Annotated in this window: 20 protein-coding genes; 9 read left to right on the top strand and 11 right to left on the bottom strand. The window is 71.0% G+C overall.

What is annotated here, in order from left to right; translation table 11 throughout:
- Positions 1–89: 89 nt before the first annotated feature.
- Positions 90–1,154 carry a histidinol-phosphate transaminase gene (locus AA0Y20_RS02070; RefSeq protein ID WP_412937049.1) on the bottom strand — a complete coding sequence of 355 codons (1,065 nt, stop codon included), beginning with the start codon at positions 1,152–1,154 and terminating at the stop codon, positions 90–92.
- 72 nt (positions 1,155–1,226) lie between these two features.
- Between AA0Y20_RS02070 and AA0Y20_RS02075 the strand changes: the two genes are divergently transcribed.
- Entirely contained in the window at positions 1,227–1,628 is a 402-nt protein-coding gene (locus AA0Y20_RS02075; protein ID WP_412937051.1) for a phage holin family protein, read from the top strand.
- A gap of 18 nt (positions 1,629–1,646) precedes the next feature.
- Here the strand turns inward: AA0Y20_RS02075 and AA0Y20_RS02080 are convergent, their stop codons facing one another.
- Together AA0Y20_RS02080 and AA0Y20_RS02085 are read right to left on the bottom strand one after the other, a co-directional pair.
- Positions 1,647–2,957 carry a hypothetical protein gene (locus AA0Y20_RS02080; RefSeq protein WP_412937053.1) on the bottom strand — a complete coding sequence of 437 codons (1,311 nt, stop codon included), beginning with the start codon at positions 2,955–2,957 and terminating at the stop codon, positions 1,647–1,649.
- Positions 2,954–3,256, bottom strand: a complete 303-nt coding sequence (locus AA0Y20_RS02085; protein ID WP_412937055.1) for a hypothetical protein — start codon at positions 3,254–3,256, stop codon at positions 2,954–2,956. Before AA0Y20_RS02085 ends, AA0Y20_RS02080 begins: the two co-directional genes overlap by 4 nt.
- A 143-nt stretch (positions 3,257–3,399) precedes the next feature.
- Between AA0Y20_RS02085 and AA0Y20_RS02090 the strand changes: the two genes are divergently transcribed.
- Both AA0Y20_RS02090 and purB read left to right on the top strand, forming a co-directional pair.
- Entirely contained in the window at positions 3,400–3,876 is a 477-nt protein-coding gene (locus tag AA0Y20_RS02090; RefSeq protein WP_412939683.1) for a low molecular weight protein-tyrosine-phosphatase, read from the top strand.
- Positions 3,877–3,903: 27 nt separating this feature from the next.
- Positions 3,904–5,286, top strand: coding sequence for an adenylosuccinate lyase (gene purB, locus AA0Y20_RS02095; protein WP_412937057.1), 1,383 nt, complete (start codon positions 3,904–3,906; stop codon positions 5,284–5,286).
- Positions 5,287–5,366: 80 nt separating this feature from the next.
- Here the strand turns inward: purB and AA0Y20_RS02100 are convergent, their stop codons facing one another.
- Entirely contained in the window at positions 5,367–5,705 is a 339-nt protein-coding gene (locus AA0Y20_RS02100; protein ID WP_412937059.1) for an amino acid transporter, read from the bottom strand.
- A complete protein-coding gene (locus AA0Y20_RS02105; protein ID WP_412937061.1) occupies positions 5,702–6,352 on the bottom strand; it encodes an acyl-CoA synthetase in 651 nt (216 codons plus the stop codon). Before AA0Y20_RS02105 ends, AA0Y20_RS02100 begins: the two co-directional genes overlap by 4 nt.
- Positions 6,353–6,471: 119 nt before the next feature.
- On the opposite strand from AA0Y20_RS02105, the gene AA0Y20_RS02110 reads away from it, so the two are divergent.
- The 3 genes from AA0Y20_RS02110 (at position 6,472) to AA0Y20_RS02120 (ending at position 8,661) form a co-directional block, all read left to right on the top strand.
- On the top strand, positions 6,472–7,395 hold the full coding sequence (locus AA0Y20_RS02110; protein ID WP_412937063.1) for an NADP-dependent oxidoreductase: 924 nt from the start codon (positions 6,472–6,474) through the stop codon (positions 7,393–7,395).
- 75 nt (positions 7,396–7,470) lie between these two features.
- On the top strand, positions 7,471–8,157 hold the full coding sequence (locus tag AA0Y20_RS02115; protein WP_412937064.1) for a hypothetical protein: 687 nt from the start codon (positions 7,471–7,473) through the stop codon (positions 8,155–8,157).
- A gap of 48 nt (positions 8,158–8,205) precedes the next feature.
- Positions 8,206–8,661 (top strand): GIY-YIG nuclease family protein, encoded by a 456-nt coding sequence (locus tag AA0Y20_RS02120; RefSeq protein WP_412937066.1) that lies wholly within the window; start codon positions 8,206–8,208, stop codon positions 8,659–8,661.
- 19 nt (positions 8,662–8,680) lie between these two features.
- Here AA0Y20_RS02120 and AA0Y20_RS02125 read toward each other — a convergent pair whose 3' ends face one another.
- A complete protein-coding gene (locus tag AA0Y20_RS02125; RefSeq protein ID WP_412937068.1) occupies positions 8,681–9,487 on the bottom strand; it encodes an alpha/beta fold hydrolase in 807 nt (268 codons plus the stop codon).
- Between the two features lie 29 nt (positions 9,488–9,516).
- Positions 9,517–9,849, bottom strand: coding sequence for a DUF3140 domain-containing protein (locus AA0Y20_RS02130; RefSeq protein WP_412937070.1), 333 nt, complete (start codon positions 9,847–9,849; stop codon positions 9,517–9,519).
- A 154-nt stretch (positions 9,850–10,003) separates the two neighbouring features.
- Here AA0Y20_RS02130 and AA0Y20_RS02135 point away from each other — a divergent pair, with 154 nt between their 5' ends.
- Both AA0Y20_RS02135 and AA0Y20_RS02140 read left to right on the top strand, forming a co-directional pair.
- Positions 10,004–11,395, top strand: coding sequence for an HNH endonuclease (locus tag AA0Y20_RS02135; protein ID WP_412937071.1), 1,392 nt, complete (start codon positions 10,004–10,006; stop codon positions 11,393–11,395).
- 108 nt (positions 11,396–11,503) lie between these two features.
- The gene (locus AA0Y20_RS02140; protein WP_412937073.1) at positions 11,504–12,496 is read left to right on the top strand and encodes an intradiol ring-cleavage dioxygenase; all 993 of its coding nucleotides are present in this window, start codon (positions 11,504–11,506) and stop codon (positions 12,494–12,496) included.
- On the opposite strand, the gene AA0Y20_RS02145 is transcribed toward AA0Y20_RS02140, so the two are convergent.
- The gene (locus tag AA0Y20_RS02145) at positions 12,479–13,468 is read right to left on the bottom strand and encodes an arsenic resistance protein (RefSeq protein ID WP_412937074.1); all 990 of its coding nucleotides are present in this window, start codon (positions 13,466–13,468) and stop codon (positions 12,479–12,481) included. The two genes, AA0Y20_RS02140 and AA0Y20_RS02145, sit on opposite strands and share 18 nt — an antisense overlap.
- Before the next feature lie 87 nt (positions 13,469–13,555).
- Here AA0Y20_RS02145 and AA0Y20_RS02150 point away from each other — a divergent pair, with 87 nt between their 5' ends.
- Complete coding sequence (locus AA0Y20_RS02150) at positions 13,556–14,578, top strand: zinc-dependent alcohol dehydrogenase family protein (RefSeq protein WP_412937076.1); 1,023 nt, start codon at positions 13,556–13,558, stop codon at positions 14,576–14,578.
- A 136-nt stretch (positions 14,579–14,714) separates the two neighbouring features.
- On the opposite strand, the gene AA0Y20_RS02155 is transcribed toward AA0Y20_RS02150, so the two are convergent.
- From AA0Y20_RS02155 to AA0Y20_RS02165, 3 genes are all read right to left on the bottom strand, one after another.
- Positions 14,715–16,778 carry an alginate lyase family protein gene (locus AA0Y20_RS02155; protein ID WP_412937078.1) on the bottom strand — a complete coding sequence of 688 codons (2,064 nt, stop codon included), beginning with the start codon at positions 16,776–16,778 and terminating at the stop codon, positions 14,715–14,717.
- A 28-nt stretch (positions 16,779–16,806) separates the two neighbouring features.
- Positions 16,807–19,062, bottom strand: coding sequence for an FAD-dependent oxidoreductase (locus AA0Y20_RS02160; RefSeq protein WP_412937079.1), 2,256 nt, complete (start codon positions 19,060–19,062; stop codon positions 16,807–16,809).
- 105 nt (positions 19,063–19,167) lie between these two features.
- Complete coding sequence (locus tag AA0Y20_RS02165) at positions 19,168–20,454, bottom strand: extracellular solute-binding protein (protein WP_412937081.1); 1,287 nt, start codon at positions 20,452–20,454, stop codon at positions 19,168–19,170.
- Positions 20,455–20,460 lie beyond the last annotated feature (6 nt).

The raw sequence follows: 20,460 nt of genomic DNA on the forward strand, positions 1-20,460 counted from the left end.
GCACACGCACGCGGGCACGCGGGCACACGCACCCGGGCACACGCACCCGGGCACACGCACGCGGGCACGCGGGGCGCGCGCCGCGGCGGTCAGCCGACGACGGATGCCGCGGCCGCGACGATCCGCTCGATCGACTCCTCCTCGCCGATCGAGATGCGCACGCCATCACCGGCGAACGCGCGCACGATCAGGCCCGCGGCGTCGAAGGCCTCGGCGATCTCGAGCGTCCGCTCCCCCGCGGGCAGCCACACGAAGTTGCCCTGCGCGACCGGGACGTCCCAGCCGGCTTCACGCAGGCGGTCGGCGAGCGCATCACGGCGCGCGGCGATGTGACGCACGCGCTCGAGCAGCTCGTCCTCGGCATCGAGGCTCGCGAGTGCGGCCTCCTCGGCCTGGGCCGTGACCGACAGCGGGATGCCCGTGCTGCGAGCGGCGTCGAGGATGCGGTGGTCGCCGATGGCGTACCCCACGCGCAGTCCGGCGAGCCCGTAGGCCTTGGAGAAGGTGCGCAGCACCACCACGTTGGCGTGACCCGCGGCGAGAACCGCGGCACCGGTCACGGCATCCGGATCGGTCACGAACTCGGCGTAGGCCTCGTCGAGGACGATGAGGACGTCGGAACGCACCCGCGCCACGAACGCGTCGAACGCCGCCTGGCTGACGACGGGACCGGTGGGGTTGTTGGGGCTGCACACGATGATCATCCGCGTGCGGTCGGTGACGGCATCCGCCATCGCGTCGAGATCGTGCCCGGCGTCGGCGGCCAGCGGCACGGCGACGGCCGTCGCGCCGGCGACGGTCGCGAGTCCGGGATAGGCCTCGAACGACCGCCAGGCGAACATGATCTCGTCGCCCGGTCCGCTCGTCGCCGACGCGAGCTGGTACAGGATCGACACCGACCCGGCCGCCACGTGCACACCGTCGGGAGCGACGGCGTAGCGGTCTGCGAGCCGGGCGCGCAGGCGACCGGCCGATGCGTCGGGGTACCGGTTGAACGTCGTCGCCGCGCGCACGGCCTCGACGACGCCGGGCAGCGGGTCGAACGGGTTCTCGTTGCTCGACAGCTTGAAGGCGTCGGCAGAGGCCTGACGCCCCTGGCGGTAGGCGGGCAGCGCCGCGATCTCGGGTCGGATGCGCACGGGCAGGTCGGTCACGATGCGAGTCTACGGATGCTGCCGCGCCGATCGGATGACGGATGCATGTGCCCGTGGGAGACTGACGGCACTATGAGCCTCATCATCCGCCTGATCGTCAATGCTTTCGCGGTCTGGATCGTGACGCTGATCCCGGCGCTCGAGGTGTCGGTCGTCGCGTTCCCGCCCGGCGGCGATCTGCAGCTCGTGCTCACGCTGCTGCTGATCGCCCTCATCTTCGGAGTCGTCAACGCGATCGTCGGAACCGTGCTGAAGGTGCTCGCGTTCCCGCTGTACATCCTGACCCTCGGCCTGATCTCGTTCGTCATCAACGGTTTCCTCCTGTGGCTCACCGGTTGGGTGACCTCGGGTTGGGACTGGGGTCTGCGGATCGGCGGCTTCTGGGTCGCCGTGCTCGCGGCGATCGTCATCGCGCTGATCAACTGGGTGGCCGGCATCCTGTTCCGCCCGCGGCGCGACCGCGAGCGTCGCTGACACCGACACGATCGCCGCTCACCGGGGCCGCTCAACGCGGTAGGTCTCGACCTCGGCGGGCCGCTCGCCCAGAAATGTGACGAGGCGCTCGTGGATGCCGTCGACGCGCGGATCACCGGAGGCGTCGGCGAGCTCAGCCGTGTCGCGGTAGGCCTCCATCGCGTGGGCCCCGAGCGCGACATCCGTCATGCTCGGGGGCGGATCGGCGATGCGCTCGACGACGACGCTCCCCGTCGCCCCGGCGCGATCCGGGTGGCCGCCCGACTGCAGCGCGGGGACGAGATCGTCGGTGTGACGCACCGAGACCTGCAGCGTGGCGTCGCCGGGGTCGGCCTGGGCGGGAGAGCCGAACGTCACGTTGCCGACGACCCGGAAGGGCCCGTCGAGAGTGAGCCGTGACGTGATCGCGCCGCCCTGCGAGTACCCGACGGCGAGCACCGCGTCTCCGGGACGGGCGCCGGCTGCGCTGAGCGCCTTCACGACGGATTCGTACGACGCCGAGCCCCGCCCCGCGTAGAGCTGCACGTTCGACGACATGTCGAACGGCTCGCGGCCGCCGAACCCGAGGGGCGAGCGGGTTCCCGCGACGTAGACGGCGAAGCGGCGCTCGCCTCCCGCGAGGGTGTAGCGCTCGACACGAACCTGGTCGCCCTCCCGCGGGATGCGCTCCGCGAGCGCCGCGAGGGTGCGGGGAGGCTCCGACGCCGCGATCACCGGCGTGGCCGACCGAGTGACCTCGACGACCGGCACCGGCGCCGCGCCGCCGCGGCCGGTCGGCGTACGCCCCAGCCCGAGCGCACCGAGAGCGGTGAGCGCGACTCCGCTGGCAGCGACGGCCGCACCGCCGAGCAGGCCCAGGGGAACCGCGGCACCGCCGATCTGACGCTGGAGCTCACCGTGCCGCAGCAGCGGCCACGTCGTCAGCAGCAGGTCGGCGCGACCAGCAGCCGCCGGCGACCGTTCTCGGGCCGCGGCGATCCGGCGGTCGAGGAGCGCCGTCACCCGCCGGTCGGCGCCTGCCGCAGACCGGCGTTCCGCTTCGAGCTCGACGATGTCGTAGACATCGGCGACATGCCGCAGCCGACCGGCGATCGCCGAGGCGTCGGCCGCGAGGTCTTCGAGGAGCCGCGCGAGATCCGCGGCGTAGGCCGCCGCGGGCCACGCGGTGGCATCGTGCGCGGCGAGCTCACGCGCGGCGGTCTCGAAGCTCGACCGCAGGGCCTCGCAGTCCGCCGACAGGCCGACGAGCGCGGATGCCGCACCCCGGAGCTGCTCCGTGTCGACCGCGATGACCCCGCCGTCGCGGATATCGAGCGAGTCGTCGCTCATGGGCCTCCTCTCACGAGCTGGGTCTGCACATGTCGCAGTTCGCCGTCGAGCCGATCGATGCGCACGGCGACGTCATCCGATCGATCCCGCCACCCGGCCAGGCGACTCCGGAAAACGCGCGCGGCTCGGGCACGCCATGCGGTGTCGCGCTCGAGCTCCGCGACACGGCGCCGGAGCGCGTCCACGTCGTCGCCCAGGTGGGTCAGGCGCGGGCGCAGCGATGCGATCATCTCGAGCGTCCTCACCGTGGCGGCGTCGAGCCCTGCGGAGCCGGGAGCGAGAAGCGGCGGGGAGATCATGCCGCCACGATGCCCGAGCGGACAGCCGCGCGGAGCCGGCCCGCTGATGTCCGGGAGGACGACCTGCATCGGTACGTCTGTGCAGGAAAGGCCGCATCCTTCAGAATGGGACGGTGACCCGACGCGCCGAGCCCTTCCGCGTCATGTTCGTCTGCACGGGGAACATCTGCCGTTCCCCCATGGCCGACGTGGTCTTCCGCTGGTTCGTCGACCAGGCGGGCCTCGCCGACCGGGTCGTGTCGGCGAGCTCCGGAACAGGAGACTGGCACGTCGGCGAGCCAGCCGACGGACGCACGCTCGAGGCGCTCGATCGGCGCGGTTACGACGGGCGGGGGCACCGGGCGCGCCGCTTCACCGTGTCCGACTTCGACCGTTCCGACCTCATCGTCGCGCTCGACCGCTCGCACGAGCGCGTGCTCTCGAACTGGGCGCGCACGACGGCCGACACCGACAAGCTCGGCCTGCTCATGACGTACGACGCTCAGGCGGGCGGCGACCTCGACGTCCCCGACCCGTACTACGGCGACGCCGGGATGTTCGACGAGGTGCTCGCTATGATCGAGAGCGCGAGCCGGGCGCTCTTCCGGCAGCTCGAACCCGCGATCCGCACCACGTCCTGAGCGCCCGTTCACACTGAATGGAGCCTCGTGACCTCTCTGCCCCCGCAGCCCCTGAGCCCGCTCGACGGTCGATACGCCGCCGCCGTCGGATCTCTCGCCGATTACCTCTCCGAAGCCGGTCTGAACCGCGCCCGCGTCGAGGTGGAGGTCGAGTGGATCATCGCCCTGACCGACCGGGGCCTGTTCGGCAGCTCGCCTCTGTCCGATGAGCAGAAGACGCAGCTGCGCGGCCTGTACCGCGACTTCGGCCAGACCGAGATCGACTGGCTCGCCGCGAAGGAGGCGGTCACCCGTCACGACGTCAAGGCCGTCGAGTACCTCGTCCGCGACCGGCTGTCGACGCTCGGCCTCGACCAGATCGCCGAGCTGACGCACTTCGCGTGCACGAGCGAGGACATCAACTCGGCGTCCTACGCCCTCACCGTCAAGCGCGCGGTCGAGAATGTCTGGCTGCCGAAGCTCCACGCCGTGATCGACGCGCTCGGCGACCTCGCGCGCGAGCACCGCGACGCCCCGATGCTCTCCCGCACCCACGGCCAGCCCGCCACCCCCTCGACGATGGGCAAGGAGATCGCCGTGTTCGCGTGGCGCCTCGCGCGCGTCGCGAAGCAGATCGAGGGCGGCGAGTACCTCGCGAAGTTCTCGGGCGCGACCGGCACGTGGTCCGCGCACCTGGCGGCGGAGCCCGACGTCGACTGGCCCGAGCTCTCGCGCTCGTTCATCGAAGGCCTCGGCATCGACTTCAACGTCCTGACCACCCAGATCGAGTCGCACGACTGGCAGGTCGAGCTCTACGACCGGGTGCGTCACGCCGGCGGCATCCTGCACAACCTCGCCACCGACGTCTGGACCTACATCTCGCTCGGCTTCTTCGCGCAGATCCCCGTCGCCGGCGCGACCGGGTCGTCGACCATGCCGCACAAGATCAACCCGATCCGCTTCGAGAACGCGGAGGCGAACCTCGAGATCTCGGGCGGCCTGCTCTCGACCCTCGCCCAGACGCTCGTCACGAGCCGGATGCAGCGCGACCTGACCGACTCGACGACGCAGCGCAACATCGGCGTCGCCTTCGGCCACTCGCTCCTCGCGCTCGACAACCTGCAGCGCGGGCTCACCGAGATCTCGCTCTCGCGTGACGTGCTTCTGAAGGATCTCGACGCGAACTGGGAGGTGCTCGCCGAGGCGATCCAGACCGTCGTCCGTGCCGAGATCGCCGCCGGTCGCTCGCAGATCACCGACCCCTACGCCCTCCTGAAGGATCTGACGCGCGGTCGCCGTGTCGGCGCCCCCGAGCTCGCCGAGTTCGTGCGCGGCCTCGACATCGGCGACGCCGCGAAGGAGCGTCTGCTCGCGCTGACCCCCGCCGGCTACGCGGGCCTGGCCGACGACCTGGTCTCACGCCTCGGCTGACGCCGAAAACGCACCGCCCCGCCGAGAAAGCTCGGGGGGCGGTGCGTTTTCGTGTGGACGGTACGCGCTCGGCGGGTACCTCAGCGCTGAGGGGACGAGGGCGACGAGCCGGGGGCCGGGTCGTCGGGCGTCTCGGACTCATCGGGATACAGCACGGGCCGGTCGACGCGCTTGCTCACCTGCGCAGGATCGACGGCGAGCATCAGCAGCGCGATGATCACGAGCGTCGCGATGAAGGCGATGCCGGCGACGACGAGGGCCACGACCACGGCACGCTCGACGTCCTCCCGCGGGATCGACTGGAACGCCCCCATCGACACCAGGGTGATGACACCCGAGAAGATCGCCGCGACGAAGGCGAGGCCCAGCAGCTGGACCGGGCGCATGATCTCGCGGCGGGTGGGGTGTTCGCCGCTCACGATGCGACCTCCGGATCGGACGAGGGGGATGACGGAACGGATGCCGCGGGCGCGATCTCCTCGCGCCGCGGCGAGAAGCCGGCGATTCCGAGGAAGACGGCGACGATCGCGGCGTAGCCGCCGAACAGCCCCACCCCGATGGTGATGCCGGTGAGCGTGAAGGCTCCAGCTTCCTCGATGACGTAGTCGAGGCGATAGGCGGGGTTGACCAGCAGCAGACCGACCACGAGGAGAAGGGTGACCGCACCGATGAGCACCTCGTCGCGCGCGGCCGGGGCACCGGAGCGGCGACCGCGGATGCCGCCGACCAGCTCGATGACGCCCGTCACGGCGGCCCACGAGATGACGACGACGAAGAAACCGACCGGCGTCCGCAGCGGCGGGATGCCGGCCACGATCGCGGCGATCAGGGTGACGGCGCCGAGGACGATGGGCAGCGCACGGCGACCCGAGGGGCTCGTCAGCCAGGCACCGACGAAGAAGACGATCGCGGTCGCGGTCGCGAAACCGCTGAAGACCGACATCCCGACGGGGGCCGAGTGATCAGGGGAAAACGTGATCATCACGGCGGCGACAGCCGCGAAAAGGGCACGCGCGAGCTGGACATGCCGCACCTCGAAGGTGCGGGCGGCGGATGCTGCAGACACGGCGGACTCTCGCGATTCAGAACGGGATCCCCCTGATTCTACGCGTCCGACCCGAGAGGCCGCCCGCCGGCGGCATCCCGTCGGGAATCCCGTCGAGCGCGCCGACGTTGGCCCGGCACATGAAGGCACTGACGTACAACGAGTTCGGCGGCAACGACCGCTTCGAGATCACCGAGCGGGAGATGCCCCACATCGGACCCGACACCCTCGTGGTGCGCGTCGTGGCCGCGGGCCTGAACCCCGTCGACTACAAGGTGCGCGAGGGGTATCTGCAGGGCATCCTCGACGTCCAGCTGCCCGCCGTGCCCGGCTGGGATGTCGCCGGATTCGTCGAGAAGGTCGGTCTCGACACCCCCGAGTTCCAGGTCGGCGATGCCGTGCTCGCCTACGCCCGCGCCGACGTGGTCGGCGGCGGGTCGGTCGCCGAGTACATGGCGGTGCCCGTACGCACGGCGACGCGCAAGCCCGACGGCCTCGACTTCGCCGCGGCGGCCGCGATCCCGCTCACCGGGCTGACTGCGCTGCAGGCCATCGAACGTTCGGCGGTCGGCGAGGGCGCGACCGTGCTCATCCACGGTGCGGCCGGCGGCGTCGGCTCGTTCGGCGTGCAGCTCGCGCGGCTGCGGGGCGCCCGCGTCGTCGGCACCGCGTCTGAGCGCAATCACGACTACCTCCGCGAGCTCGGTGCCGAGCCCGTGGTCTACGGCGACGGCCTCGCCGACCGGGTGCGCGCGATCGTTCCCGAGGGCGTCGACGTCGTCCTCGACTTCGCCGGCGGCAGCTCCCTCGACTCCACGAGCGACCTGCTGCGCGCCGGCGGCGTCGTCACCTCGATCGCCGACCCGCGAGCGGCATCCGAGTTCGGCGGCAACTACATCTGGGTGCGTCCGGATGCCGCTCAGCTCGCCGAGCTCGCGCGCCTCGCCGCCGACGGTTCGCTGCGGGTCGAGGTCGCCGAGACCTTCCCCCTCGACGCCGCCGCCGCGGCATACGCCCGTCTCGAGGAGGGCCACACCCGCGGCAAGATCGTCGTCACGGTCTGACGAGGACGTCACCGCCCGGGCGTCCTCGCGAGGTTCACCCTGGCGGTGGCGACGTCATCCCTGATAGGGAGGACTATGGCCACCACATCCGCACCCCAGGGCCCGACCTCCCAGCAGAAGCGACGCCGCAAGGATGTCGTCCTGACGGTGGTGACTCTGGCGGCCGTCCTCCTGGTCTGCACCGCCGCCGGGATCGGGGCGTTCGCGATGGCGAACTCCTGGTGGACGGAAGACGACCCCGTGCCGTCGGCCGACCAGCAGCTGGCGGACGGCCAGTCCCGATTCGATCGCGCCGGTGTCGACTTCTTCACACGTCAAGGCGAAGCACGAATCGACCTCACCTCGCCGGCGTCGGCTGCCGACCTGGGCCTCGACCCCGACGAGGCGAGCGTGATCGAACCGATCGCACCCGTCGCGCTCGAGATCGCGGGCAGCGGTGAAGCGACCCGCTTCGCGGGCGTCTCGTGGTTCCAGCTGACCACGTCGGGCGACCGGGTCACCGAGGTCGCCGTCCTCCCGCCGTCGAGCGGCGACTGGCGCGGCATCACGACCGATCTGCGTGCACGCGGCGCCGAATGGGGTTGGTCCGAAGAGCAGATCGCGGAACTGGAGACCGAGCTCAGCGACGCTGCGCGCGCAGATGACGGACGATCCCACACCGCCGCCCTCCCGCCCGCATCCGTCGACGGGATCAGCGTCGAGGCGCGAGTGACCATCGCCGCGAGCGGCGGCGTCGAGCTGCTGTACGTCTTCTCGCGCTGACGCGGGGCCGCCGGGCCGGATGTCGCAGGCGGGCGTCATGCTGGGGCGGTGCCCGCTCCGAGCCTCGATGCGTCCGAGATGCCGTCGCGCTGTCGCGTCTGCGGCGGGCGCACCGGCGACATCAGCGCGGACACGGACCACTGGGTGTGTCGGCGCTGCGGATGGCGTCTCGGCGACGCCTTCGACGCCGACCTGCCCCGCCCGGTCGTCGCCGTCGTCTACTACCTGCGATTCGGTGCCCGCGTGAAGATCGGCACGAGCGAGCGACCACGGCAGCGGCTCGCCGCGATCCGGCACGACGAGCTTCTCGCGTTCGAGCGCGGCGGGCGGACGCTCGAGCAGCAGCGGCACCGCGAGTTCGCCGCGCTGCGCGAGGGCGGCGAGTGGTTCACGCTGATCGACCCATTGATCGGCCACATCGAGACGCTGCGGGATGCGGCATCCGATCCGTGGCTCGCTTACGACCGGTGGCTCGGCGACGCCTACCGACGCACGTCGTCGTGACGTCGCGGCCGGCGCCGCGTCATCCCTCGGTCAGGAACTCGATCGCGGTCTGACGGAACACCCGCGACCCCGGCGCGTTGAAGTGGTGCCGATCGGGGATCTCGACGAAGCGTCCCTGCGGGGTCGCGGCGGCGAGGGCCTTCGATCCCTCGATGATCGCGTCGCGCGAGCCCGTCGCGAACAGCACGGGCTGCTCCGGCGCGTTCGCGGGATCGGGGTCGACGGTGCCCGAGGCGCGCATACCGCCCGCGATCGCCAGCAGTGCCCGCAAGTCGTTGCCGGGAACCCGTTCCGTGAGGCGCACGTAGTTCTGCGTCACCGGATCGGTGACCTCGGTGCCGTTCTCGACGAGCGCCCGCACCTGATCGATGTCGAGGCGGGCGAGCGGGATGCCGTCGGGCACACCGCCCAGCACACCGCGGGTGATGCGCGCCGAGAAGTCCTGCAGCACCTCCCAGCCCACACGCGCGCCCAGCGAGTACCCGACGTACATCGCCGTGTCGACGAGATAGGTGTCGAGCACCGCCTCGACGTCGGAGGCGAGCTGATGGAGGTCGTAATCGGAGGCGCGGTGCGGCTTGTCGCTCGCACCGTGGCCGCGCTGATCGAGACCGAGCACGCGGAAGCCGGCGCGCTGCAGGTCGCGCACCCAGCCGGTCGAGACCCAGTTGTCCTTGGTGTTCGACGCGAACCCGTGGACGACGACCACGGTCGGCAGATCATCCTCTCCCCACGAGTAGGTGGCGATGCGATGGCCGTCCTCGCCCACGAGGACGAATCGCGGTTCGGGCAGCTCGGTCAGACCGGCGGACGCGGGGATGCTCACGATTCCATTCTCACGCCTGGCGGCGGCCGTCACTTCTTCGCGGGGTCGTGACCCCAGTTCATGAGGGAGTATCGCCACGCGGTTTCGGTGATGTCACCGGAGGGTCGCTGAGCGAGGTGCCGGCTGACGTAGCCGACCACCTTGCGCATGTGAGCGACGTCGGAGTCGGATAGATCGTCCTTCTTCGTGCGCAGAAGGTTGACGATGCGCCGGCCCGACTGATGCCCCGTCGACTCGCCTCCCCCGTTCTTCTGCCCGACGTCCTTCGATTCGTCGGTGTCGAGCCACTTCTCGAGCTCGGCGGGGCTCATGTTCACGGCATCCCGGAACTCCCGCCGGGTCTGATCGTCGTCATCGCTCATAGGGCGATGGTGCCCGCGGAATCTCCCTGGCCGCATCCCCTTGACAGCATTCGACCGAAGCGGTGATTCCTGCACAATTCCGGTACTGCACGGATTGCCCACAATCGGACGCGTGTTCGATATGAATGTCCGTGGATGCTGAGAATATGGGAACATGGCATCGAACTGGGATTGGGGCGGGACATTCGGGCAACCCGACATGACTCCGCACGCGCCGGCTCTTTCCGCTTTCACCGAGGCCCTCGATCTGTTTCATGCCGGGGATGTCGCGCGGATGCGGGCGTTGGCGGGACTCGGCCGGTCGGCGTTGCGTGAGGCGCGCCGAGACGGCGTGCGGGGCATGGCCTCGGACATGGAGCTGCGGTCGGTCGCGGCTGAGGCGGCGGGGATGGCGCGGCTCACGGATCGGCGGTTGCAGGGTGAGATCGATCACGCGATGACGGTCGTCGATGATTACCCGGCCGTGTTCGAGGCGTGGGTGGAGCGGCGGATCGAACGCGGGCACGTGGATGTGGTCGTGCGGGTCGGCACCGGGGTGCCGGCCGAGGTGCGGGGCGAGTTCGAGGCGGCGGCGATCGGCGTGTGCGAGCGGGATGTGCCTTCCCGGGTGCGGGGTGAGCTCGAAGCGCTGGCCGCAGGGGTGCATCCGCAGGACTTCACCGAGCGGCACAAGACCGCGGCGGCAGAACGGTGCGTACGGGTGTTCCATGGGACGGACGGGATGTCGAACCTCGTCGCGAACCTCCCGACCGCGATCGCCGCGGGAATGCTTGACCGGCTGACCCAGATGGGGCAGTCCGTGAAGGGCGCCCGGGTCGCGGGCGCTGGCGGGGCGGATGCCGCCGGGGTGGATGCCGGGGTGGAGGGCGAGCCCGCCGATACGCGGACGATGGATCAGCTGCGCGCGGATATCCTCGGTGATCTCGTGCTCGGAGGGGCGCCGGTGGTCGACCCGACCTACGGTGCCGACCGGGCCGGTGGGCTCGGCGCGATCCGCGCACGCGTACAGGTCGCCGTCACCGCTGAGACCCTGACGGGTCGCGACGAGAACCCCGCCGAGGCCGTCGGCGCCGGGCTGATCGACGCCGAGACGGCACGACAGCTCGCCGGGCAGGTGTCGGAGTGGGACCGGCTGTTCATCGACCCGGTCACCCGCACCCCGGTCGAGATAGACACCTACCGGCCCACCGTGGCCATGAAGAAACTTCTGATGGCACGGGACCAGCACTGCCGGTTCCCCGGATGCCGGCGGGCGGCGATCCGCTGCGAACTGGATCACACCATCGACTACGCCCTCGGCGGGCACACCCACATCAACAACCTCGCCCACCTCTGCCAAAGACACCACTCGATGAAGCAATTCACCAAATGGGAAGTCAGACAACTCGGCGGCGGGGTTCTGGAATGGACCTCACCCCTCGGGCGGATCTACCGCGAAGACGTACCCATACCGGCCGTCTGCTTCGCACCGGCCGCGAGCACGCCGCGCGGGTCGCCGCCGATCGGGAGTCCCCATCGCCGCCCGCCCGACCGGGCACCTTTCTGAACTTCTGAACGGCTGCGGCGCGCATCTCATATCCGGCGCATAGGTCCGTCCGATGAGTCTGAAGGCTCGTGCGGCGATGCTCGACGCACGACCGACGAGGAGCCCGACGTGAACCGCATCCCCGAACCCGACCACACGCCCGCGGGCCCGGCCTACGAGGGCCGCCTCCTCGACCGCGCCGACGACGAGGTCGTCGATCAGGGCGCACCCTTCGACATCCGCACCCTGATGACGCGACGCTCGGTGCTGAGCAGGCGCTCTGTCCTGAGCCTCGCCGGCATCGGATTGGGCGCCGCGGCCCTCGCCGCCTGCACACCCGAAGCGACAGGATCTTCCAGCGCGACAGGGTCTCCCTCTCCGACGCCGTCCGCCACCCCGACGAGCGACGCTACGGCAGATGCGGCCTCGCCCCTACCCGCGGGCGAGATCCCCGACGAGACCGCTGGCCCCTACCCGGGCGACGGGTCGAACGGCCCCGACGTCCTCGAGCGCTCCGGCATCGTCCGCAGCGACATCCGATCGTCCCTCGAAGGCGGGGCGACGGCCGAGGGCGTGCCCATGACCCTCCGGCTCACGATCCTCGACACCGCCCGCGGCGACGTCCCGTTCACCGGAGCCGCGGTCTACGTGTGGCACTGCGACGCGGCCGGCGGATACTCGATGTACTCCGACGGAGTCGAGGACGAGACGTACCTCAGAGGTGTGCAGGTCGCCGATGCATCCGGCGTCGTCACCTTCACCTCGATCATCCCCGCCTGCTACACGGGCCGGTGGCCGCACATCCACTTCGAGGTCTACCCGGACACGGCCGCGATGACCGACGCCGCGAACGCCGTCGCGACATCCCAGGTCGCCCTCCCCGAAGACATCTGCAGCGCCGTCTACGCCCTCCCCGCCTACAGCGGCTCCACCCGCAACCTCGCGCAGGTGTCGCTCGCCTCCGACAACGTGTTCGGAGACGACAGCGGAGCGCTTCAGCTCGCGACGGTCTCGGGAGACACGACATCCGGGTACGTCGCCTCGCTCACCGCGCGCGTCGACACGGCGACGGCGCCGACCGCCGGCTCCGCCCCGGGCGGGAGCTCACCCGGCCGGCCCTGAGCCGTCGGCACGGTGCTCCGACACGATCCGCGGCACGACAGCGACGAGAACGACCATCGCGACGAGCTCGACGAGCGTTTGCGTGACCACCACGAGCGGCGTCAACGCGAACGACGGCGGGAGGGCGAGAGCGAGCGGCAGGACGACCAGCGAGTTGCGCGTCACCGCGCTGAAGACGACCGCACGCCGGCGAGAGACGTCGAGTCGGGTCAGACGCCCCACGACGATCCCGACCGCCACCGCACACGGCACGAATGCGATGAGGATCGGCACGACGGGCGCCAGCGACCCCAGCTCTCCCCCGACCGCCGCCGTCTGCGAAGCGACCGCGACGAACAGCGTCAGCATCATCACCGGAACCATCGCACGCAGAAGCCCGACCGAAGCCGAACGCACGCGCGGCACGCGCCGCGCCACCGCCTGCGTCACGGCGGCGAGCGCGAGCGGCACCACGATCAGCAGGACGAAAGCCTCGACGAACGGGCGGGGATCGATCGCCGCGACCGCCTGCTCGCCGGCCATGATCCAGACGTACCCGGGCAGCAGGAGCAGCTGGGCGATCATGAGCAGGGGCGTGACCGCCACGAGCCGGTCGAGCGAGCCTCCGGCCATGCCCGCGAAGACGATGACGTAGTCGACGCAGGGCGTCAACAGCACGAGCAGCACGCCCAGCAGCAGCGCCTGATCGCCCGCGACGAACCGGGACAGCAGCCACACGACCGCGGGAACCGCGACGAAATTAGCGATCATCACCGCCGCGACGAACCGCAGGTCGCGCAGCGCGTCGCGGAGCCCCGCGAGCGGCAGCGAGAGAAAGGTGAGGAAGAGCAGCACACCCAGCGCCGGGGTGACCGCCCGATCCGCGATCGCACCGAGGCCCGGAATTCCGAGCGCCGCGACCGCCCCCAGGATCAGCGCCACCACGAACATCCCCGCCTGGTGCCGTTCCACCGCCGCGAGCGCCCGCATCATGCCAGCATGCCGCACCCCGGGCCAGAGGCGCCTCGGCATCCGCCCCATGAGGTGGAATGGGATCACCGCTACGAAGGGACAACCACCATGCGCGGAGTCATCATGCACGCCCCCGGCGACGTCCGCGTCGAGGAGCGCGACGACCCGACCATCGAGAAGCCCACGGATGCCGTCATCCGTGTCGCCGCGGCCTGCATCTGCGGCTCCGACCTGTGGCCCTATCGTGGCGACGACCCCATCAGACGTCCCATCCCGATGGGCCACGAGTACGTCGGTGTCGTCGAGGAGATCGGCGACGACGTCAGTGGTCTCTCGGTGGGCGACTTCGTCGTCGGCTCGTTCATCGCGTCCGACAACACGTGCGAGATCTGCCGCGACGGGTACCAGTCGCACTGCGTCGACCGGGTGCCCATGGGCCGCCTCGGTTCGCAGGCCGAGCGCCTGCGCGTGCCCCTCGCCGACGGCACCCTCGTCGTCGTCCCGGGTCAGCCCACCGACGACCAGATCCGCGGCCTGCTGGCGGCATCCGATGTCCTCGGCACCGGCTGGTTCGCCGCCGTCGCCGCTCAGGCCGGCCCCGGCAAGACCGTCGCGGTCGTCGGCGACGGGGCCGTCGGACTCCTCGGCATCCTCTCCGCGAAGCAGCTCGGCGCCGAGCGCATCATCGCGATGTCGCGTCACGCCGACCGGCAGGCGCTGGCCCGCCGTTTCGGGGCGACGGACATCGTCGAGGAACGGGGCGCCGACGGCGTCGCACGCATCAAGGAGCTCACGGACGGCCTCGGCGCCCACTCGGTGATCGAGGCGGTCGGCACGCAGGAGTCGATGATGCAGGCGATCCGTTCCACCCGTGCCGGCGGCCACGTCGGATACGTCGGCGTCTCGCACGACGTCGAGCTGCCCGGAGCCGAGCTCTTCGGCTCGGGTGTGCATCTGCACGGTGGGCCGGCGCCCGTTCGGCAGTACCTTCCCGAGCTGATCGACCTCATCATGTCGGGCGCGATCGACCCGGGAGCCGTCTTCGACCTGACGCTCCCCCTCGACGATGCCGCCGAGGGCTACCGAGCCATGGACGAGCGCCGCGCGACGAAGGTGCTGCTCACCCTCTGACCGCCAGGCCGCTGACCGGCGTCGCACCCCGCCGGTTGCGCGATGCAAGGCATCCGATCCGACGCGCGGGCGAGGATGCCGCCGACACGGCGTGTCTGCCGCGATCCCTTGCATCCGGGATCGCGGCAGACCGCGCTCAGGCCCCTGCCGCAGCCTCCCGCCGGCGCACCCGCGCGACGACGAGGACCAGTCCGACGAGTGTCATCGCCACGGCGAGCACTATCGTCGCGGGCGAGACGTCACCACCGGATGCCGCGAGCGAGCCGGTCGCGCCGGCGCCCGGCTCGCCGGTCGGCGCACCCGCCGGACCGGTGCCCGCGCCGCCAGGGGTTCCGGCGCCCGGCTCGCCCGCGCCCGGCTCGCCCGCGCCCGGCTCGCCTTCGCCCGGCTCACTCGGCTCACCCTCGCCGGGTGCCGCCGTGACGTCTGCGAGTCCACCGTGCGTGAGGCTCAGGTGCGGCGCCGAGTGGATCGTCGTCATGGGTCCCTCCTCGGCGAGGAGCGCGGCCCGCTCGCCGGTCGGGTAGTGGTTCTGCGCCAACTCGAAGTAGCTCATGCTGTGCGCCATGATCCCCGCGTCGCGCAGATAGTCGATCGTGCGGACGTTCGCGAGCTTCGTCAGGTCGCCCGTGTAGTACGGGAAGGATGCCGGGTCGGCGACCCACCCCGCCGCGGCATCCGCTGCGTCTGCGAGCCCGCGCCCGTTCGCGTTCACATGATCGTGCACGTCGTAGCCGTGTGCCGACAGCGTCTCGGCGACGAGGAAGAGCGGCAGCAGCGAGAAGTGCGTGTACCAGATGCCGTAATCGCCGACGCCGTTGTTCCGGTCGACCTCTTCCGGAAGGTGCCCGTTCTCGTCGATCTGGTGCTCGAGCAGCTCGACGGCCCGCGCGTGCGCGGCGGCGAGTCCCGCCTCATCGTCGAGGTACGCCGCCGCGGCCGTCGTGGTCTCGAGCGCCCAGCTGCCCCAGTTGTTCGTGCGGTGCAGGATCGACCCCGCGACCGGCGTCGCCGTCTCGCGCAGGAAGCCGGCGAACACGGCCTCGGACGCCGGACTCCACGCCGACGTGCCCCGCAACAGCTCGGCAGCATGGACGAAGGCCGGGAAGTGGTAGCTGAAGGCGAGTGCGGAGTCCTCGCGGGTGCGCACGCATTCGACCGTGCTGGTCCAGGCATCGATGAACCGCGCCGCCTGGGCGCCGTAACGGGCATCGCCCGACAGGCGATACGCCAGCGCGAGCTCGTAGGCCGTGTTCGCGTCGTTCTGCAGCCCATCGCGCGCGGCGCGGTGCGCCGTCGGATCGTTGTAGAAGAACGGCACGAAGAACGTCGTCGGAGGTGCGGGCGCACGCTCGAGACCGGTGTCGGCGGCCGTGAGCAGGCGCGCGTACGCAGACGCCTGCGGCTGCTCTCCCACCGTGATGCGTGCCGACACCGCGGCGACGCGAGCATCGCTCACGAGCACCTCGCCCCGCCCCGCGTCGGTCGCCGGCTCACCCGACCAGGCCACGCAGTCGGTCGGCACGGGCTCGGCGCGGTCGACGACTCCCGCCAAGCGCACCGAGTCGACCGCCATCCGGACGTCGCGGTGCGCCGCGAACGCGAACCCGCTCCCCGAGAAGGCGGCATCCGTGACCTCGATCAGCGGTGCCGCGAGCTCGGCGCCACCGAGGCCGACCCGCATCCGCTCGCCGTCGAGCGACACGGAGACCGTGACCGGGGCCGAGCCCGGTCGCGCGTCCGTCTGCGCCGTGCCGAGCACGGCGACCTGGCCGTCACCGGCAGCGCGGATCAGCGCCAGCTCTCCGTTGTTGCGCACGAAGACGGTGTAACCCGACTGCGTGTAATCGTCGGTCGTGCCGCTTCGACGGACCGTGAAGCCGGCCCATGCGCTTGCGCCGCCGCCTGCCGACGCGAAGGTCGCCGTCACCGTCGCCGTCCCGTCGAGGCCGCGACCCGTCAACGCGAGGATCGACCCGCGCGACGACCCCGGCTGCACGACTCTCGCGACGCCGTCCGCCGCTTCCCACGTCCCGGCGGCGGGCAGCCATTCGGGAGACAGGTCGTCGAACGCCTCCTCGATGGTCGCGGGCGGCGCCGCAGCGACGGGCGCCGTCCCAGCGGCGGTCGCCGGCAGGGCGGGCATCGCCAAGGCGACGACGCCGATCAGACCGAGCGAGAATCTCCATCGATTCCTCATGTCGTACCTTTCGTCGGGTGTTCGGTTCTCACATCACGCGCAGCGAGACGATCCGCGCCTGCGGGGCACCGTTCGTGGCCGTCACCCGCACCCGCAGGCCCGTGACCCCGCCGACCCCGACGTCGTGCACACGCTGTCGCCGACGGTTCGCGGTCACGCTGACCCGTTCGACCCAGACGCCGTCGGTGCCGCGCGTCTCCACGGCGTAGTCGCGGACGAGCTCGGGGAACACGCGGTCGGGTGTGCGGTGGTGGTGCAGAGTGTTCAGCTCGACGTCGGTGTCGTCGTCGAAGACCAGGCGCACGGTGCTGATCGACTGCGCGTCATCCCACGCGAGGGCGAGGTGCGGCGCCGTGTCGTCGGGACGCGACATCCACAGGTTCGGCCCGCCGAAGAACCGCTGGTAGCCGCCGACCGCCTGCTGGGCCGCGAACGCCGAGGTCTCGGGATCCAGGCGCACACGCGGCGTGCGGCCGCGCAGCGGGATCGCCGGCCACGCGATGACGCTTTCCGACTCGTCGACGGCGACGTTCTGGTCGCCGTCGGCCTGCGGTCGATGGGGCAGCGTCAGCACACCGGGCACCTGCGCGTCGGCCAGGACGACGCTCACGTCGGGGTCGGCGCCCAGGACGACGACGACGTTCTCAGGCTCGTCCGGGGCCCACGCCAGGGGCAGTCGAACCCACTGGGGCTCGGCGGCTGCCGACACGTCGACGGAAACCCGCATCCGTTCGTCGATGGGCACCGCGTTCTGCCGACGCCCGGTGGTCCACAGCGCGGCGGTGAGCGTCGTCCCCCGGGCCACGGTCAGCAGCACGTCGATGCCGTCCAGCCGCGGGTCGACGGGGATGAGCACCCCGAGGTCGGAGTCGAGCGGGTGCTCGGCGACGCCGGCATCCGGTACGAGCTCGACGGGGTCGACCGTGGTCGCGACCGACGACGCCGACACGCGGGCCTGCCGCGCCAGGTCGGCCGGGTCGGTGTTGCGCACACCGAACACCGAGGCGTCCTGGCGCAGGAGCACCTGGCGGAGCTCGTCGGCATGATCGGCGGCCAGCGCGCGCGGGCGCACCCCGAGCTCGAGCGCGAGGGCCGCGCCGGTGCCCGCTGCCTCGCCGCCGGCACCGCACGTCGCCATGACGCGGGTCGATCCGAACGCGACATGGCTCGCCGAGATGTCGCGGCCCGCCACAAGCAGGTTCGCGACGTTGCGCGAGTAGTAGCTGCGGAACGGGATGCCGTAGATGCCGTTCGAGTACCGCTGGTGGGCCCCTGCCTCGGTGGCGTACATGCCCTCGACCGGATGCAGGTCGATCGACCAGCCGCCGAACGCGACCGCGTCGTGATGGTCGACCTGATCGAGGATGTCGTTCTGCGTCAGCACATGGTCGCCGAGGAACCGGCGGTACTCGCGCTTGCCCGGGATCGTGCCGACCCACTCGAGGTCGAGGGTCTCGGCGTCGAAGCGGCCGGAGTTCTTGATGTAGTCCCAGATGCCGAAGATGACCGACCGCAGCTCGTCGCGGATCGCCTCGTTGTCGTGGACGGTGTCGAGGTGGCCGCCCCATTCGATCCACCAGTAGTGCGCGCCCGAGTCGCCGGAGCGCAGGATCCGCGACGTCGGGATCGGAGTGGTCGTGATGTCCTTCGCCGAGTCCGGCGCGACGAAGTCGACCGGTCGCCCGACGTCCTTCGTGTAGAAGAGGATCGTCGAGCCGAGGAGCTCGTCGTCGGCGATCTCGGGGGCCCATGCCTCGCCGAACTCGTCGCGGGACTCGCGGCCGATCCGGAACTCGGCACCGGCCAGGTACCCGATGAGCCCGTCGCCGGTGCAGTCGACGACATACGGGCTGCGGAACGTCGTGGCGATCTCCGACCCCATCGTCCACCCGTGGACGGCCGTCACGACCCGCTCGCCGTCGACGACGTCGGTGTCGATCTCGCGCACGTCCGTGTTGAGGAACAACCGGATGTTGGGCTCGGCCCGCACCGCGTCGAGCACGACCTCGTCCCAGATGATCGGGTTCCCCTCCGGGTTGCGGTACTGGTTCTCGACGTACAGCTCGCCGATCACGCCGCTCTCACGGGCGAACCGCTGGATGCCGTGCGACGTGGCTCCGACGACCCAGACGCGCACCTCCGACGACGAGTTGCCGCCCAGCACCGGCCGATTGCCGACGAGCGCGACCTGCTTCCCGAGCCGTGCGGCGCTGATCGCCGCGCAAACGCCGGCGAGGCCGCCGCCGACGACGGTGATGTCGGATTCGATGTTCTGAGTGCGCATGGTTCCTTCGGGGCAGGGGGGATCACCGGCGGGAGCGAGACGGCTCCCGCCGGTCGGACGGCGGTGTGGTCGAGCGGGAGGGGGACGGCACGCCCCCGGGCGGGCTCAGAGCAGGCGGGAGATCGCCTCCCCCGCGCTCTTCATCGCCGCGGCGGGCTGCGCCTGGCCGATGAGCACCGCCTGCACCTGCTCGGCGATCGCGGTCTCCATCTGCCCGTAGGCGGGGTACTTCCACAGCGGACTGGGCTTCGCGGTCGCGGTGATCGACGAGGTGAAGGCTTCGACGAAAGCGTTCGAGGTGACGGCGTTCGACGACAGCGCGGCATCCGTCGTCGGCGGCAGGCCCAGCGCGGTGAAGTACGCCTCGCTCTGCGCGGTGTCGCTGGTGAGCCACGACGCGAAGTCGGCCGCCGTCTGCGATCCCTCGCCGTCGACGACGACGACGAGGTGTCCCCAGAGGACGTGCTGCGGAGTCTGGCCCGCCTTCAGCACGGGCCGGGCGATCGGGGTCATCTTGTCGCTGAGCGAGGCGTCGGGCGACTGCGACAGCACGGCCGACTTGCCCACGGGCGCGTCGTCGTAGAGCGCGGTCGCACCCTGTGCGAAGAGGGTGCGCGCGGCGGCCCGGTCGACGTCGGGGGCGATGAGTCCCTCGTCGTAGAGCTTCTTGTACCACTCGACGGCCTTGATCGACGCTTCGTCTCCGATCGCCGACTCGTCGCCGTCGACGATCGGCGAACCGAAGGTCTGCATCCACACGACGATGTCCTTGAGCTGCGCGGCCTTCGTGCTCGCCGCGTAGGGGATCACGCCGATGCCCTTGAGTGCTCGCAAGCCGTCTTCGAACTCCTCGATCGTCGTGGGGGTGAGCGACGCCCCGGCGCGGTCGTACAGCTCGGCGTTGCCGATGAGGCCCACCGCGCCGATCGTCCACGGCAGTCCGAGCTGCTTGCCGTCTGACGTGCCTGCCCCCAGCGCGGCGTCGGTGTATCCCTTGCCCTGCGCGAACGCGGAGAGGTCGGTGAGCTTACCCAGCGCGGCGAGCGCCGACAGCCAGGCGACGTCGAGCTGGGCGGCACCGGCGAACTGACCGCCCCGCACCTGCAGCGTCAGCTGGTTGAGGTAGTCGTTGTACGGGTAGGCGACCGTGTCGATTCCGATGCCCTCGGCCTGCCGGAAGCTCGACAGAGCCGACTCGATCGCCGGCTTCGCCGCTTCCTCCGACAGGCTCCACGACGAGAACGTGAAGTCGGTGGCGGTGCCGCCGCCCGGTGTCGCGGCCGGCGCACCGGAGCCTCCCGGGGCGCAACCGGCGAGCCCGAGCACGGCGGCGCCGCCGATGCCGAACACCGAGTACCGCAGCAGCGTGCGCCGCGAGATGTCCTGGACCATGAATTC

It is taken from the genome of Microbacterium pratiae, from assembly GCF_047302165.1.
Lineage (GTDB): Bacteria > Actinomycetota > Actinomycetes > Actinomycetales > Microbacteriaceae > Microbacterium.

Excerpts from the sequence above, each read along its gene's own strand:
- AA0Y20_RS02075 (WP_412937051.1), top strand. The coding sequence starts at position 1,227 with ATGAGCCTCATCATCCGCCTGATCGTCAATGCTTTCGCGGTCTGGATC.
- AA0Y20_RS02080 (WP_412937053.1), bottom strand. The coding sequence starts at position 2,957 with ATGAGCGACGACTCGCTCGATATCCGCGACGGCGGGGTCATCGCGGTC.
- AA0Y20_RS02085 (WP_412937055.1), bottom strand. The coding sequence starts at position 3,256 with ATGATCTCCCCGCCGCTTCTCGCTCCCGGCTCCGCAGGGCTCGACGCC.
- AA0Y20_RS02090 (WP_412939683.1), top strand. The coding sequence starts at position 3,400 with ATGTTCGTCTGCACGGGGAACATCTGCCGTTCCCCCATGGCCGACGTG.
- AA0Y20_RS02110 (WP_412937063.1), top strand. The coding sequence starts at position 6,472 with ATGAAGGCACTGACGTACAACGAGTTCGGCGGCAACGACCGCTTCGAG.
- AA0Y20_RS02115 (WP_412937064.1), top strand. The coding sequence starts at position 7,471 with ATGGCCACCACATCCGCACCCCAGGGCCCGACCTCCCAGCAGAAGCGA.
- AA0Y20_RS02130 (WP_412937070.1), bottom strand. The coding sequence starts at position 9,849 with ATGAGCGATGACGACGATCAGACCCGGCGGGAGTTCCGGGATGCCGTG.
- AA0Y20_RS02135 (WP_412937071.1), top strand. The coding sequence starts at position 10,004 with ATGGCATCGAACTGGGATTGGGGCGGGACATTCGGGCAACCCGACATG.
- AA0Y20_RS02145 (WP_412937074.1), bottom strand. The coding sequence starts at position 13,468 with ATGATGCGGGCGCTCGCGGCGGTGGAACGGCACCAGGCGGGGATGTTC.
- AA0Y20_RS02150 (WP_412937076.1), top strand. The coding sequence starts at position 13,556 with ATGCGCGGAGTCATCATGCACGCCCCCGGCGACGTCCGCGTCGAGGAG.
- AA0Y20_RS02155 (WP_412937078.1), bottom strand. The coding sequence starts at position 16,778 with ATGAGGAATCGATGGAGATTCTCGCTCGGTCTGATCGGCGTCGTCGCC.
- AA0Y20_RS02160 (WP_412937079.1), bottom strand. The coding sequence starts at position 19,062 with ATGCGCACTCAGAACATCGAATCCGACATCACCGTCGTCGGCGGCGGC.
- AA0Y20_RS02165 (WP_412937081.1), bottom strand. The coding sequence starts at position 20,454 with ATGGTCCAGGACATCTCGCGGCGCACGCTGCTGCGGTACTCGGTGTTC.